Origin of the sequence: Amycolatopsis thermalba, assembly GCF_003385215.1 — a bacterium.
In the GTDB taxonomy this organism is placed as follows: Bacteria; Actinomycetota; Actinomycetes; order Mycobacteriales; family Pseudonocardiaceae; genus Amycolatopsis_E; species Amycolatopsis_E thermalba.
Genome location: NZ_PQHW01000033.1, coordinates 45,544 through 61,055, shown reverse-complemented (window position 1 = coordinate 61,055; position 15,512 = coordinate 45,544). Strand labels below are relative to the sequence as shown.

Below are 15,512 nucleotides of genomic sequence, written 5' to 3'. Positions count from 1 at the left end.
TTTTTATGAGGCAGAAGACGGAATAAGAAGTCATGCCTCGTCTCGTGGGCTCGGAGATGGGTATAAGAGGCAGTGAGCGAGCCGCCCGCCGGACAACCCACCCCCGCCGGGCGGCTCGCTCACCCGTCCAGATCAGCCCTTGTTCTCGTACACCGGCACCACCATCGCGCGTGCCAGGGTCGCTCCGAACATGTTGAACCCCAGGAACGCCGGCGTCGCCGTGTCGGGCAGGTCCAGCGACTCCACGTTCAGCGCGTGCACGACGAAGAAGTACCGGTGCGGCCCGTGCCCGGGAGGCGGCGCCGCGCCGAGGAACTGTCGCACGCCGCCGTCGTTGGTCACCGTCATGGCGCCCGCCGGCAGGCCGGAGCCCGACGCGTCCCCGGCACCCGACGGCAGCGAAGTCACCGACGCCGGGATGTTGTACACCGCCCAGTGCCAGAAACCGCTGGCCGTCGGGGCGTCCGGGTCGTAGCACGTCACCGCGAAGCTCTTCGTCTCGGCCGGGAAGCCCTCCCACGCCAGGTGCGGCGACCGGTCCGCACCGCCGGGGACGCCGAAGATCCCGCTCAGGTGCGGCGCCGCGAGCGTCTCCCCGTCGGCCACGTCGTCGCTGCGCACCGTGAACGCCGGCACCGACGGCAGGAACTCGTACGGGTTCGGTGGTTGTGGCATCGCTTCCTCCTCGTCACAGAGTGGCCGGTGATCACCCTAGTGCCGGTCGGGGTGACCCCCGGGATGAACCGGGGGCTTCCCCGATACCGGCCCCCCACGCCCAGGCCATAGCGTGTCCGGCACAGCAAAGTTCACTGGGGAGGACGCAATGCGCAAGCCGGCACTCGCGATAGGCGGGATCGCGCTGATCGTCGCCGGGGTCGGGATCGCCCTGAACTGGGACTGGTGGCGCATCTCCGAACGCGCCGAGCTCACCAGCACCGTCACGCAGCCGATCTCGGCCGTCCACGTCGACAACAACTCCGGCGACGTGCGGATCCGCATCGAGGACACCGCCACGACCTCGGTCAACCAGGTCCTCCACTACGACGGCGACCAGCCCGGCCAGGCCTTCCGCCTCGCCGGTGCCCAGCTCGTCCTGGACGGCTGCGGCAACGACTGCACCGTCGACTACGAGGTCGTCGTGCCGCGCGGCACCACCGTGACCGGCGAGGTCCGCTCCGGCGACTTCACCGTCTACGGCGCCGCCTCGGTCGACCTGGCCGCCAGCTCCGGCGACATCCGCGTCCAGGACATCACCGGCCCGGTCACGACCCGCACCAAATCCGGCAGCATCGACGTCGGCCTCGCCACCGCGCAGAACGTCCACGCCGAGGCCCAGAGCGGCGACATCCGGGTCGTCGTCCCCGCCGACCGCTACCGGGTCGCGGGCGAGACCAAGAGCGGCGACCGCTCCATCAACGTCGTCCAGGACCCGGCCGCGCCCCACCTGCTCGACGTCCGCACCTCCAGCGGCGACGCGACGGTGACCCACGCATGATCCCGGCACTGGCCCTCGCCGCCACCCTGCTCGTCACCCCCGTCATCACCCCGGCCGCACCCGCCCTGACCTGGCACGACTGCGCCACCCCGCAGACCGCGAAGCGCCTGCAGTGCGCCGAACTCGACGTCCCGGGCGCGACGCTGCGGCTGACCCGCCTGCCCGCGCTCGACCCGGCTCGCCGCATCGGCTCGCTGCTGGTCAACCCCGGCGGGCCGGGCGGATCCGGCGCCGACGTCGTCAGCTACGGCGGCCTCGGCCTCGCCACCCCGGAGTTCGCCGAGCTGAACCAGCGGTTCGACGTCATCGGCTTCGACCCGCGCGGCGTCGGTGGCAGCACCCCGGCCATCACGTGCGGCCCGATGCACGACCCCGCGGTCAGCCGCTTCCCCGCCGACGACGCCGGTTACGCCCGGCTCGCCGCGCACAACCGGGACGTCGGCCTCGGCTGCCGCGGACCCCGCCGGGTCGACACCGCCACCGTCGCCGAGGACGTCGAGCGCATCCGGCTCGCCCTCGGCGAGGACCGGATCTCCTGGCTCGGCGTCTCCTACGGCACCGAGATCGGCGCGCTCTACGCCGCCCGCTACCCGCACCACGTGCGGGCGATGGTGCTGGACGGCGCGGTCGACCACGCCCTGCCGATGCGCCGCGCCATCCTCGACGAGGCCGCCGCCACCGAGGACGGCCTGCTCCGATTCGCCCAGTGGTGCGCGAGCACCTGCGGGGAGGACGTGCTCGCCCGCTACGACGCGCTCATGGCCGACGGCGCGCCCTCGGCGCAACTCGGCCGCCGGGCCACGCCCGAGGAGCTGGCCGCGGGCGTCTACTCCCACCTCTACTTCCCCCAGCTGTGGCCGCGGCTGGCCGATGCCCTCCGCGCCGCGCCGCGGGACGCCAGCGCGCTGACCTCGGTCATGCAGTTCACCTCGCCGGAGTACGCCGCCTACCGGGCCGTCGGCTGCCAGGACTTCCCGGCGCCGTTCACCGGACCAGCGGACCTGCGGCGGCTCGCCGAGCAGGTCCGGGAGGTCGCGCCGCACAGCTGGCGCTACTCCGAGTTCTGGGACTTCGCGTCGGGCTGCCTCGGCTGGCCCGTCCCGGCCGCGAACCCGCCGCACCCCGAGCCGGTGCGCGGCGCGCCGCCGATCCTGGTGGTCGGCGGGACGCACGACCCGGCCACGCCGCTGACCTGGGCGCGCAGCCTGTCCGCCCGGATCGAGGGCAGCACGCTGCTCGTCCACGACGGCGACGGGCACACCGGCCTCTACAACTCGGCCTGTGTCCGCCGCCACGAAGCCACGTACCTGATTTCGGGTACGCCGGGAACAAGCCCGGCAACTCGCTCGTTACCCTGTCAGAAAGGTTGAGCGAGCATCACTCAAGTCTGATTGACGCCCGGCACGCGCCCGAGATAGAACTTGAGTACCACCCGCTCAACGCGGGCGCGAAACCGCAGCTCGCAGGGCTGCGCACAGCAGGCTAACCAGGAGGGAACACACCATGGCGCGAGCGGTCGGCATCGACCTCGGCACGACCAACTCGGTCGTCGCTGTCCTGGAGGGCGGCGAGCCGACGGTCATCGCCAACTCGGAAGGCTCCCGCACGACCCCGTCGATCGTCGCGTTCGCCAAGAACGGCGAGGTGCTGACGGGTCAGCCGGCGAAGAACCAGGCCGTGACGAACGTCGACCGGACCATCCGGTCCGTGAAGCGGCACATCGGCACCGACTGGAAGACCGAGATCGACGGCAAGGCCTACACGGCGCAGGAGATCAGCGCGCGCGTGCTGATGAAGCTCAAGCGCGACGCCGAGGCCTACCTCGGTGAGGAGATCACCGACGCGGTCATCACCGTCCCCGCCTACTTCGAGGACGCCCAGCGGCAGGCCACCAAGGAGGCCGGCCAGATCGCCGGCCTGAACGTGCTCCGCATCGTCAACGAGCCCACCGCGGCCGCCCTGGCCTACGGCTTGGACAAGGGCGAGAAGGAGCAGACCATCCTGGTCTTCGACCTCGGTGGCGGTACGTTCGACGTGTCGCTGCTGGAGATCGGCGAGGGTGTCGTCGAGGTGCGCGCCACCAGCGGTGACAACCACCTCGGTGGTGACGACTGGGACCAGCGCATCGTCGACTGGCTGGTGGACAAGTTCAAGGCCAGCCACGGCATCGACCTGACCAAGGACCGGATGGCGCTGCAGCGCATCCGCGAGGCCGCGGAGAAGGCGAAGATCGAGCTGTCCAGCTCGAGCAGCGCGAACATCAACCTGCCCTACATCACGGTCGACGCGGACAAGAACCCGCTGTTCCTGGACGAGACGCTGTCCCGCGCGGAGTTCCAGCGGATCACCTCCGACCTGCTGGACCGCACCAAGGCGCCGTTCAACAACGTGATCCGCGACGCCGGCATCTCGGTCGGCCAGATCGACCACGTGGTGCTGGTCGGCGGTTCCACCCGCATGCCCGCCGTCGCCGAGCTGGTCAAGGAGCTGACCGGCGGCCGCGAGCCGAACAAGGGCGTGAACCCGGACGAGGTCGTCGCCGTCGGCGCCGCCCTGCAGGCCGGTGTGCTCAAGGGTGAGGTCAAGGACGTCCTGCTGCTCGACGTGACCCCGCTGTCGCTGGGCATCGAGACCAAGGGCGGCGTGTTCACCAAGCTCATCGAGCGCAACACGACCATCCCGACGAAGCGGTCGGAGATCTTCTCCACGGCGGACGACAACCAGCCGTCGGTGCAGATCCAGGTGTTCCAGGGTGAGCGCGAGATCGCCGCGCACAACAAGAAGCTCGGCATGTTCGAGCTGACCGGCATCCCGCCGGCCCCGCGCGGCGTGCCGCAGATCGAGGTCACCTTCGACATCGACGCGAACGGCATCGTGCACGTCACGGCGAAGGACCTGGGCACCAACAAGGAACAGTCGATGACCATCACCGGTGGCTCCGCGCTGCCGAAGGAGGACATCGAGCGGATGGTCAAGGACGCCGAGGCGCACGCGGAGGAGGACCGCAAGCGCCGCGAGGAGGCCGAGACCCGCAACCAGGCCGAGACGCTGGTCTACCAGACCGAGAAGTTCGTCAAGGACAACGACGACAAGCTGCCCGAGGACCTCAAGGGCAAGGTCAAGACCGCGATCGACGAGGCCAACGAGGCGCTCAAGGGCACCGACACGGCCAAGATCAAGGAAGCCATCGAGAAGCTGAACACCGCGTCGCAGGAGCTGGGCACCGCCCTGTACGCCAACGCGCAGCAGGCCGGTGGCGCCACCCCGGGTGCCGACTCGGGTGCGGCGGGCGCGTCCGAGAACAAGGGCGCGGACGACGTGGTGGACGCCGAGATCGTGGACGAGGACGAGAAGAAGTGACGGGACGCCACTCGAACGAGATCGACGAGCAGGAGCCGGTCACCGAGCCCCTGGTCGTGCGGGACCGGCGCAAGATCGACCCCGAGACCGGCCAGGTGCGGACCCAGCCGGAGGCTGCCGAGGCGCCTGCCGCGGACGCCCCGGCGGCCCACGCCGGGCCGTCGCTCGGCGAGTCCATCGTGGACGACGCGGTGGCGGCTCCGTCGGACGTCGAGAAGGAGCTCGCGGAGCGCACCGCCGACCTGCAGCGCCTGCAGGCGGAGTTCGCGAACTACCGCAAGCGCGTGGACCGCGACCGGGAGGCCGTGGTCACCGCGGCGAAGGCGTCGGTGGTGAACGACCTGCTGCCGCTGCTCGACGACTTCGAGCGGGCCGAGCAGCACGGCGACCTCACCGGCGCGTTCAAGGCGGTCGCGGACAAGCTGGTCGCGAGCCTGCAGCGGATCGGGCTGGAGCCGTTCGGCGCGGAGGGCGATCCCTTCGACCCGAGCGTGCACGAGGCCGTGCAGCACAACACCTCGCCGGACGTGTCCGGGCCGACGGTGACGACGGTGCTGCGCCGGGGTTACCGGTTCGGCGACCGGACGCTGCGGGCCGCGCTGGTGGGCGTCACCGACCACGAGCCGGGCGAGGCCCCGGTCGAGGGTGAGCTACCGGTCGAGCAGTTGTCGGATGAGAACGCACAGCAGTAACACGCACGCGAGAGGAGGAGACGTCCGGTGAGTGCACGGGAGTGGATCGGTAAGGACTTCTACCGTGAGCTGGGCGTCTCCTCCGACGCTTCGCAGGACGAGATCAAGAAGGCCTACCGCAAGCTGGCCCGGGAGAACCACCCGGACGCCAACCCGGGCAACACGGAGGCCGAGCAGAAGTTCAAGGCCGTCTCGGAGGCCTACGGCGTCCTGTCGGATCCGGCCAAGCGCAAGGAGTACGACGAGGCGCGGCGGCTGTTCGGTGCGGGCGGCGGGCCCGGTGGCTTCGGCTTCCCAGGCGGTGGCGGCACCGGCGGCTTCGACTTCGGCGACATCTTCGGCCAGACCGCGGGCACGGGCGCGCAGGGCGGTTTCGGTGGGCTGGGCGACATCCTCGGTGGCCTGTTCGGCCGCCGGGGCCAGCAGAGCACGGGCACCCGCGGCCAGCGCGGGGCCGATGTCGAGACGGACGTGCGGATCGACTTCGCCGAGGCGGTGAAGGGCGCGACCCTGCCGCTGCGGCTGTCCAGCCCGGCGACGTGTTCGACGTGCCACGGCAACGGCGCCCGCCCGGGCACCACGCCGCGCACCTGCCCGACCTGCATGGGCGCGGGGCTGGTGAGCCGGAGCCAGGGGGCGTTCGCGTTCTCCGAGCCGTGCCGCGACTGCCGTGGCCGCGGCCGGATCATCGACGACCCGTGCCCCGAGTGCGGTGGCGAGGGCGTCAGCACCCAGACGCGGACGCTGACCGTGCGGGTGCCCGCGGGTGTGGACGACAACCAGCGGATCCGGCTGGCCGGCCAGGGCGAGCCCGGTCGCGGCGGCGCGGCGGCCGGTGACCTGTACGTCCGGGTGCACGTGAACCCGGACCCGGTGTTCGGCCGGTCGGGTAATGATCTGACGATCACGGTCCCGGTGAGCTACCCCGAACTGGCTCTCGGTGCGACGATCACCGTGCCGACGCTGGACGGGAAGGTTTCGGTGAAGGTGCCCGAGGGGACCGGCAGCGGCCGGGTCCTGCGGGTGCGCGGCAAGGGCATCAAGAAGCGGGACGGTTCGCAGGGCGACCTGCTCGTCACGCTGCAGGTGGCCGTGCCGTCGCGGTTGGAGTCTTCGGAGCGGGAGGCGCTCGAGGCGTACGCGAAGATCGCCGAGAAGCACGACCCGCGTCCGGAGATCACGAAGCTGCTCCGCGAGAGGAGTTGATCGAGGTGTTCGGCGGGTTGCCGCACGGGGCCGACGAGGAGACCCCGGTCTTCGTGATCTCCGTGGCCGCGCAGCTGTCCGGCCTGCACGCCCAGACCCTGCGGTCGTACGACCGGATGGGCCTGGTGTCGCCGGGCCGAACAGCCGGCGGCGGGCGGCGGTACTCCATGCGGGACATCGCGCTGCTGCGTGAGGTGCAGCGCCTGTCCCAGGAGGAGGGCGTCAACCTGGCGGGCATCAAGCGGATCATCGAGCTGGAGAATCAGGTCGAGGCGCTGCAGTCCCGGATCGCCGAACTGACCGAAGAACTGGCCACGGCGTACGCGGCGGCCGAACAAGCCGCGGCGGCGGTGCACCGTTCCTACCGGAAGGACCTGGTGCCGATGAAGCAGGAAACCGCCCTGGTGGTGTGGAAACCCCGCCGCAGACGGTAGAGAGACCAGCGAAGGGCCTCGCGAAGCGGGGCCTTTTTTCTTTTCCAGCGCCACGAACAACCCGCAAGCCGGGCAACGCAACGCACGGACTACCCCAACCAGACCTCCCTCGCCCCCGATCCCCAGCCCGCTTTTGGTCGCCGATCAGGCGTGTCAAGGTACTCTTTCCCGCCTTGACACGTCTGCTCGGCGACCAATACACAATCATGGAGAGGGGGCGGGGGAGGCCGGCACCCAAGGCGACCGTCAAGCGCCGTAAGGCGCTTTACACCGCCTCCCGACGAAGGTGCTCCGCGAAGAACGCCAGCACCCGCCGCCACGCGTCCTCGCTCGCCTCGCGGTCGTAGCTCATCCCGGCGATCTTCAGCAGCACGTTGACCGGCCCGTGGAACTGGTTCGCGAAGCTGTGCCCGACCGTCGGATACTCCTTCACGTCGTGCGGCACGTCCCGCGCCGACAGTTCGCGCGACAGCTTGTCCGCCGCCCCACGCAGCGAAAAGTCCTTCTTCCCATACGAGGCCACGATCGGACACGCACCGTCCAACACGGACAGATCCTTGGGCAGCTGACCGTAGTACGGCGCCGACGCGTCGAACCCCCGCGACGCCGCCACCAAGGCGAAGCCCCCGCCCATGCAGAACCCGACGATCCCGACGCGGCCGGTGCAATCGGACCGCGACGCCAGCAGCGAGCGGGCCGCGTCCAGGTCCTCGAACGCCCGGCCCCGGCCGGCCGCCAGCTCCTTGAACACCGACTTCACGCACCGGACGAACCCGCCCCGCGAATACAGGTCCGGCGACAACGCCACATATCCGGCCGTGGCGAACCGGTCCGTGATGTTCCGCGCGTCCTGCGACAGGCCGACCGCGTCGTGCACGATCACGACCCCCGGCCAGGGCGGATCGCCCGAAACCTCTTTCTGCGGGGTGGCCAGATAACCGCGAATGGTTCCGTCCGCGACAGGAATCTCCATTCCCCGCAGGCTAGTCGATCGTGAACGGGTCGTACCTGATCTGATCGAGTGCCGTTCCGGCTACCAGCATCCGGGACACCGTCGCCCGGATCATCGCCGGCGAGCCCGACACCAGCACGTCGTGACCGGGCCACGCGCCGTACCGGGTCACCACGTCCGCCAGTGTGCCCTGCTCACCGCTGGTCAGCCCCGGCCCGTTCTCCACCACCGGCGTCACCGTCAGCCACGGGTTGCACGACGCGACCATCCGCAACCCCTCCAGCGCGTACAGGTCCTCCCGCGTGCGGCCGCCGTAGAACAGGTGCACCTTCGGGTTCTCGCCCCACTGGCCCAGCTCGTCGATCATCGCCTGCATCGGCGCGATCCCCGTGCCGCCCGCGACCATCAGCACGTCCCGGCCGCTTTCCCGGTCCACGCCCAGCGTGCCGAGCGGCGGCCCGAACCGCCACACATCACCCGCCTGGGTGTGGCTGACGATCGCCCGGGAGACCCAGCCGCCCTCGATCGCGCGGATGTGGAACTCCAGCGAGCCGTCCGGGCGCGGCGCGTTCGCCGGCGACAGGTACCGCCACAGCCGCGGCCGCTGCGGCACCTCGACGCTCAGGTACTGCCCGGGCCGGAACGGGATGTGCTGCTCGGGCTCCAGCCGCACCATCGCCAGATCCCAGCTCAGCCGCCGGTGCTCGGCCACCCGCGCCGACCAGTTCGGCGGGTTGGTGTCGGTGGCCGCGGCCTCCTGCATCTGCCGCGCGATGATCGTGAACGCCTCGGCCCACGCGCGCTCGACGTCCTCGGTCCAGTCCGGCCCGAGCTGCGTCTTCATCGCCGCCAGCAACGCGGTGCCGACCGCCTCGTAGTGGCCCGGCACCACACCGAACTTGCGGTGGTCTCGCCCCAGCTGCCGCAGGAACGGCACCAGGTCGTCGGGCTGGTCCACCATCTGCACGACGTGCACCAGGGCGCGCACCATCCGGTTGCGCTGGACCTCCATGTTGATCGGGAAGAAGTCCCGCGTCGCGGGCGCGAGCGTGAACAACATCCCGTAGAAGAACTGCGTCACCTCGGGCAGGTACGGCTCCGCCTTGGCCCAGGAGTCCCTGATCAGGCGCACCATCGCGGTGACGGCAGGCGGCGCCTCCCGGTGCACGGACCGGGGTACGGGGCTGACGGGGTCGGCTGTCATGGGTTCGGGGCTGCTCCGTGGTGCGCGTTCATGCTCGTCGTCGATTATTCATGAACACGCAATAGCAGGTGAGCGTGTGAAAAGATCATGAATAATCCACTCTGTTCGGTCAATCGTCCCCGGGTAATACGAACACGATCCGTCGCAGGGTAACCGCCGCGGCCGCGATCCTCGTGAAGTTGCTCCTTCCGGGTGGTCCGGCGATCCCCCCACCAGTGGGACAAGTCACCTACTTAGATAGTTGTGGCATACAAATACTGGCTTTATAGTTGTATGTGACAACCAACCAGGAGGTGGGTCCATGGGGGACCGCGACGAGAAGGCCGTCCAGCTCATGCGTGAGCTGCGCGCGGCGGGCCAGCTGCAGCACGCCTGGATCAACCAGTCCTGGCAGCGCGAGCACGACGGCCTGCACCCCGCGGCTGCCATGCTGCTGTCCGACCTCAACGCGCACGGCGAGAGCCGCCCCTCGGACCTCGCGAAACGCAAGATGGTCGACGTTTCGGTGATCAGCAGGCAGATCGCCCAGCTGACCGCGGCCGGTCTCGTCGAGCGCAGGCCCGCCCCCGAGGACGGGCGCGCGAGCCTGATCAGCCTGTCCGACGCCGGCCGCGCCGAGCTGGAGCGCTGGCGGCTGCTGCACGTCGACTTCCTGCAGCGCGCGCTCGCGGACTGGACCGACGACGAGGTCGAAGCACTCACCACCCGGTTGACCCTGATGAACCAAGGACTGCGCGAGGCCCTCGGCCAGACGCCGGTCACCTTGCCCGCCCGCACAGGCGGCGGAGAAGAGGAAGTGATCCCGAAGTGAGCACGACAGCGAACCAGGAGGCGATGACGCCGCGTCAGGTGGGGCGCGCGTTCGTCGGCCTGCTCCTGGCGCTGCTGGTCGCCATGTTGTCCTCCACGATCGTCTCGAACGCGCTTCCGACGATCCTGGCCGACCTCGACGGCTCGCAGAGTCAGTACACCTGGGTGATCACCGCCACCCTGCTGGCGTCCACGGCGAGCACCCCGATCTGGGGCAAGCTGTCGGACCTGTTCAGCAAGAAGATGCTGTACCAGCTGTCGATCGTGATCTTCACGGCCGGCTCGGTGCTCGGCGGCATCGCGCAGTCCATGCCCGAGCTGATCGCGTTCCGCGCGGTCCAGGGCCTCGGCCTCGGCGGCATGCAGGCGCTGGTCCAGGTCGTGATCGCGGCGATGATCTCGCCGCGCGAACGCGGCCGCTACAGCGGTTACATCGGCGCGGTGATGGCGCTGGCGACGGTCGCCGGCCCGCTGCTCGGTGGCCTGATCGTGGACTCGCCGCTGGGCTGGCGCTGGACCTTCTGGGTCACCGTCCCGGTCGCGGTGGTCGCCTTCATCGTGCTGGGCAAGACCCTGCACCTGCCGGTCTTCAAGAAGCAGGTCAAGATCGACTGGATGGGCGCGACCCTGCTCGTCGGCGGCGTCTCGCTGCTGCTGATCTGGGTTTCGCTGGCGGGCGGCAGCTTCGCCTGGTGGTCCTGGTCGACCCTGTTCTACGTGCTGGGCGGCCTGGTGGCGCTGGCGCTGGCGGTGTTCGTCGAGACGAAGGTCGCCGACCCGGTGGTCCCGCTGCGGCTGTTCCGCAACCGCACCTTCACGCTGGCGGTGATCGGCAGCCTGTCGGTCGGCACCGCGATGTTCGGTGGCGCGGTGTTCCTCGGGCAGTACTACCAGCTGGCCCGCGGCTACTCGCCCACGCACGCCGGCCTGATGACCATCCCGATGATGCTGGGGCTGTTCCTGTCCTCCACCATCGCCGGGCAGGTCATCTCGCGCACCGGCAAGACCAAGTCCTGGATGGTCGGCGGCGCGGTGCTGCTGGTCGCGAGCCTGTTCCTGCTCAGCACGATCGACCACCAGACCAACCTGGTGCTGATGGGCGGCTACCTGGCGCTGCTCGGCCTCGGCGTCGGTGCGCTGATGCAGAACCTGGTGCTGGTCGTGCAGAACACCGTGTCGATGAAGGACATGGGGTCCTCGTCGTCGGTGGTCACCTTCTTCCGCACGCTGGGCGGTTCGGCCGGGGTGTCCGCGCTGGGCGCGCTGCTCGCGGCGAAGGTCAGCAGCCACGTGTCGAGCGCGCTGTCCGCGATGGGCATCGAGGCCGGGGCGAGCGGCGCGGGCAGCAGCCTGAACCTGGCCGCGCTGCCGGAACCGTTCCAGTCGATCGTGCGGGCCGCCTACGGCGACAGCATCGGCTCGGTCTTCCTGGCGGGCGGGATCATCGCGATCGCCACGCTGATCGCGGTGCTGTTCATCAAGGAGGTCCCGCTGCGCCGCAGCATCGACCTGACCGAGAACGCCGAGGCCGCGCCGGTCACCGGCTCCGCGATCCACGGTGTGGTGAGCGGCCCGTCGGGCCGCCCGCTCGCCGGGGCCGCGCTGACGCTGACCGACTCGTCGGGGCAACAGGTGGCGCGGACGCTGACCGCGGCCGACGGCACCTACCGGCTGCCGGCTCCGCCGGACGCCATCTACCTCCTGATCACCTCGGCCGCCCGGTTCCAGCCGAGCGCGGTGATGGTCACGGTCAGCGGGCAGCCGGTGCGGCGCGACATCGAGATGAGCGGCGCCGGTGGCGTCAGCGGCGTGGTGCGGGCGCGTGGCGGTCAGCCGGTCGGCGGCGCGACGCTCGTGCTGACCGACGACCGCGGCGAAGTGGTCGCGTCGGCCGTGACCGGCGGCGATGGCTGGTACCACTTCGACGACGTGCCCGGCGGCGCGTACACGCTGACGGTCACGGCCGCCGGTCACCAGCCGGCCGCGGTGCCGCTGACGACCACCGAGGGCGAGGAGGCCACGCAGGACGTCGAACTCGGGCTCACCGCCCGGCTCGGCGGGGTGGTCCGGGCCGGCCGCTTCGACCGGCCGGTCGCCGAGGCCCAGGTGACGCTGCTCGACGAGCACGGCGAGGTGGTCGCGATGACGCTGACCGACGAGGCGGGCCGGTACACCTTCACCGACCTCCCCGCGGGCGACTACACGATCGTGACCAGCGGTTACGCCCCGGTGGCCACGCCGCTGGAGGTCGTCGCCGGCACCCCGCTGTCCCGTGACGTGGAGCTGACGCACCCGCGCTGAGCCCGCAAGACCCGCGAAGACCGCCTCAATCCCCCGGGAGGCGGTCTTCGTGCTTTTCGGGTCGCGGCGTAGAGCGGGGTGCGCACGTCGTACGTGGTGGCCAGCCAACCGCCGAGGAAGGCCCCGAGCGGGGCGGCGCACATGGCCGGCATCCGGGAGGTGGCGGCGACCCGGCCCGTGAGGTGAGCCCGGCCGGCGCCCCCTTCGGCCGGGCGGCCCGAGGCGGGGGGGACAGCGCGAAGACGAGTGACGCGTCCGGCAGCGACGGGTCGGGCAGTTCGCCGAGCTGGGCGCGACCGGCTCGCAAGGACCATCAGGCATGCCTCGACCATTCGGCAAGAGAAAATCCGAGTTGAGCGGAACACGCTCAACTTTGTTGACGTTGTAGATGTCGAGGGACCTGGAGGAAGGTCTCCGGCAGGCATGCGACATGGAGTGTGGGATGGACGCTTTCAACCCGACGACGAAGACCCAGCAGGCGATCTCGTCGGCGGCGCAGGCGGCGACCGTGGCGGGCAACCCCAGCGTCACCGCCGCACACCTGCTCGGCGCGCTGCTGGCGCAGGGTGACGGGCTGGCCGGTCCCCTGCTGACGGCGGTGGGCGCCGATCCGCGGCAGGTGCACAAGGAGCTGGAGCCGATCACGCAGGGGCTGCCCTCGGCGACCGGCGCGACCGTGTCCACACCGCAGTTCGACCCGCCGGCGGTCAAGTCGCTCACGCACGCCCAGAAGCTTGCGACCGAGCTCGGCGATGAGTACGTCTCCACCGAGCACCTGATGGTCGGCCTGGCCGCGGAGGGCGGTCAGGTGGCCGACCTGCTCAAGCGGCACGGCGCCACCCCGGACGCGCTGCGTGAGGCGTTCACCAAGGTGCGCGGCTCGGCCCGCATCACCAGCCCCGACCCCGAGGGCACGTTCAAGGCGCTCGAAAAGTACGGCGTAGACCTGACCGACCGCGCCCGCAAGGGCGAGCTGGACCCGGTGATCGGCCGGGACGCGGAGATCCGCCGGGTGGTCCAGGTGCTGTCCCGGCGCACGAAGAACAACCCCGTTCTCATCGGTGAGCCGGGCGTCGGCAAGACCGCGATCGTCGAGGGCCTCGCCCAGCGGATCGTGGCCGGTGACGTGCCGGAGTCGTTGCGCGGCAAGCGGGTCGTGGCGCTGGACCTGGGCTCGATGGTCGCCGGTGCGAAGTACCGCGGTGAGTTCGAGGAGCGGCTCAAGGCCGTGCTGAAGGAGATCACCGAGTCGGCCGGACAGGTCATCACCTTCATCGACGAGCTGCACACCATCGTCGGCGCGGGCGCGACCGGCGAGAGCGCCATGGACGCCGGCAACATGATCAAGCCGATGCTCGCCCGCGGTGAGCTGCGCATGGTCGGCGCCACCACGCTCGACGAGTACCGCCAGCACATCGAGAAGGACGCCGCCCTGGAGCGGCGCTTCCAGCAGGTGCTGGTCGGCGAGCCGTCGGTGGAGGACACCATCGGCATCCTGCGTGGCCTCAAGGAGCGCTACGAGGTGCACCACGGTGTCCGCATCACCGACGCCGCGCTGGTGTCGGCCGCGACGCTGTCCGACCGCTACATCACCGCGCGCTTCCTCCCGGACAAGGCGATCGACCTGGTCGACGAGGCCGCCTCCCGGCTGCGCATGGAGATCGACTCCCGGCCCGTCGAGATCGACGAGGTCGAGCGCGCCGTGCGGCGCCTGGAGATCGAGGAGATGGCGCTGTCCAAGGAGGAGGACCCGGCCTCGATCGAGCGGCTGGCCGCGCTGCGCGCCGAGCTGGCCGAGAAGCGCGAGGAGCTGTCGGCGCTCACCGCCCGCTGGCAGAACGAGAAGGGCTCGATCGAGAAGGTCCGCGAGCTGAAGGAGCAGCTGGAACAGCTGCGCGGCGAGGCCGACCGGGCCGAGCGCGACGCCGACCTGGGCCGGGCCGCCGAGCTGCGCTACGGCAAGATCCCGGCGCTGGAGAAGGAGCTGGAGGCGGCGCAGCGCAACACCGCGAACAGCTCGTCCGGGGCCGACGTCATGCTCAAGGAAGAGGTCGGCAGCGACGACGTGGCCGACGTGGTGAGCGCGTGGACCGGCATCCCGGCCGGCCGCCTGCTGGAGGGCGAGACCGGCAAGCTGCTCCGGATGGAGGAGGAGCTGGGCAGGCGGGTCGTCGGCCAGCGCGAGGCCGTGACGGCGGTGGCGGACGCGGTGCGCCGCACGCGCGCCGGGGTCGCCGACCCGGACCGGCCGACCGGTTCGTTCCTGTTCCTCGGCCCGACCGGCGTCGGCAAGACCGAGCTGGCCAAGGCGCTGGCGGAGTTCCTGTTCGACGACGAGCGCGCGATGACCCGCATCGACATGAGCGAGTACAGCGAGAAGCACAGCGTCGCGCGGCTGGTCGGCGCTCCCCCGGGGTACGTCGGCTACGACCAGGGCGGCCAGCTGACCGAGGCCGTCCGCCGTCGGCCGTACTCGGTGGTGCTGCTGGACGAGGTCGAGAAGGCGCACCCGGACGTGTTCGACGTGCTGCTGCAGGTGCTCGACGACGGGCGGCTGACCGACGGCCAGGGCCGCACGGTCGACTTCCGCAACGCGATCCTGATCCTGACCTCGAACCTCGGTTCGCAGGCGATCGCGGACGCCTCGCTGGACGAGCGGCAGCGCCGGGACGCGGTGCTGTCCACGGTGCAGCGGCACTTCAAGCCGGAGTTCCTGAACCGGCTGGACGACATCGTGGTGTTCCACTCGCTCGACACCGAGCAGCTGACGTCCATTGTGGACATCCAGGTGGCGAAGCTGGCGGCGCGGCTGGCCCAGCGCCGCCTGACGCTGGACGTCACCCCGGGCGCCCGCGACTGGCTCGCGCTGAACGGGTTCGACCCGATCTACGGCGCCCGGCCGCTGCGCCGGCTGGTGCAGTCGGCGATCGGCGACCAGCTGGCGAAGAAGCTGCTGGCCGGTGAGGTCCGGGACGGCGACGCGGTGCGGGTGGACGTGCCCGACCTGGACTCCGGGGACACGCTCGTGGTCACCCGGGTGGACTAACGGGTTGCGACA

12 protein-coding genes are annotated in these 15,512 nt (G+C 70.6%); 9 read left to right on the top strand and 3 right to left on the bottom strand.

Features of this window, described 5'->3' with window-relative positions; all coding sequences use genetic code 11:
• Positions 1–132 precede the first annotated feature (132 nt).
• Positions 133–675, bottom strand: a complete 543-nt coding sequence (locus tag D0D15_RS15770; protein ID WP_094006468.1) for a YbhB/YbcL family Raf kinase inhibitor-like protein — start codon at positions 673–675, stop codon at positions 133–135.
• 148 nt (positions 676–823) lie between these two features.
• Between D0D15_RS15770 and D0D15_RS15765 the strand changes: the two genes are divergently transcribed.
• The 6 genes from D0D15_RS15765 to D0D15_RS15740 all read left to right on the top strand — a co-directional run bounded on the left by D0D15_RS15765 (position 824) and on the right by D0D15_RS15740 (position 7,187).
• Complete coding sequence (locus D0D15_RS15765) at positions 824–1,495, top strand: DUF4097 family beta strand repeat-containing protein (RefSeq protein ID WP_094006469.1); 672 nt, start codon at positions 824–826, stop codon at positions 1,493–1,495.
• A complete protein-coding gene (locus D0D15_RS15760; RefSeq protein WP_094006470.1) occupies positions 1,492–2,865 on the top strand; it encodes an alpha/beta hydrolase in 1,374 nt (457 codons plus the stop codon). The genes D0D15_RS15765 and D0D15_RS15760 overlap by 4 nt, the downstream gene beginning before the upstream one ends.
• 133 nt (positions 2,866–2,998) lie before the next feature.
• The gene (dnaK, locus tag D0D15_RS15755) at positions 2,999–4,855 is read left to right on the top strand and encodes a molecular chaperone DnaK (protein ID WP_094006471.1); all 1,857 of its coding nucleotides are present in this window, start codon (positions 2,999–3,001) and stop codon (positions 4,853–4,855) included.
• Entirely contained in the window at positions 4,852–5,547 is a 696-nt protein-coding gene (gene grpE / locus D0D15_RS15750; RefSeq protein WP_094006472.1) for a nucleotide exchange factor GrpE, read from the top strand. The genes dnaK and grpE overlap by 4 nt, the downstream gene beginning before the upstream one ends.
• A 27-nt stretch (positions 5,548–5,574) precedes the next feature.
• A complete protein-coding gene (gene dnaJ / locus D0D15_RS15745; protein WP_094006473.1) occupies positions 5,575–6,753 on the top strand; it encodes a molecular chaperone DnaJ in 1,179 nt (392 codons plus the stop codon).
• Positions 6,750–7,187 (top strand): heat shock protein transcriptional repressor HspR, encoded by a 438-nt coding sequence (locus tag D0D15_RS15740; RefSeq protein WP_094006474.1) that lies wholly within the window; start codon positions 6,750–6,752, stop codon positions 7,185–7,187. The genes dnaJ and D0D15_RS15740 overlap by 4 nt, the downstream gene beginning before the upstream one ends.
• A 265-nt stretch (positions 7,188–7,452) precedes the next feature.
• On the opposite strand, the gene D0D15_RS15735 is transcribed toward D0D15_RS15740, so the two are convergent.
• Both D0D15_RS15735 and D0D15_RS15730 read right to left on the bottom strand, forming a co-directional pair.
• Complete coding sequence (locus D0D15_RS15735; RefSeq protein WP_094006475.1) at positions 7,453–8,160, bottom strand: dienelactone hydrolase family protein; 708 nt, start codon at positions 8,158–8,160, stop codon at positions 7,453–7,455.
• A gap of 10 nt (positions 8,161–8,170) precedes the next feature.
• Positions 8,171–9,343 (bottom strand): globin domain-containing protein, encoded by a 1,173-nt coding sequence (locus tag D0D15_RS15730; protein WP_198958272.1) that lies wholly within the window; start codon positions 9,341–9,343, stop codon positions 8,171–8,173.
• 301 nt (positions 9,344–9,644) lie between these two features.
• On the opposite strand from D0D15_RS15730, the gene D0D15_RS15725 reads away from it, so the two are divergent.
• From D0D15_RS15725 to clpB, 3 genes are all read left to right on the top strand, one after another.
• The gene (locus tag D0D15_RS15725) at positions 9,645–10,154 is read left to right on the top strand and encodes a MarR family winged helix-turn-helix transcriptional regulator (protein WP_198958273.1); all 510 of its coding nucleotides are present in this window, start codon (positions 9,645–9,647) and stop codon (positions 10,152–10,154) included.
• A gap of 23 nt (positions 10,155–10,177) precedes the next feature.
• A complete protein-coding gene (locus D0D15_RS15720) occupies positions 10,178–12,454 on the top strand; it encodes an MFS transporter (RefSeq protein ID WP_094006526.1) in 2,277 nt (758 codons plus the stop codon).
• A gap of 442 nt (positions 12,455–12,896) precedes the next feature.
• Positions 12,897–15,500: an ATP-dependent chaperone ClpB gene (clpB, locus tag D0D15_RS15710; RefSeq protein WP_094006478.1), complete on the top strand. Its 2,604-nt coding sequence runs from the start codon at positions 12,897–12,899 to the stop codon at positions 15,498–15,500.
• Positions 15,501–15,512: the final 12 nt, after the last annotated feature.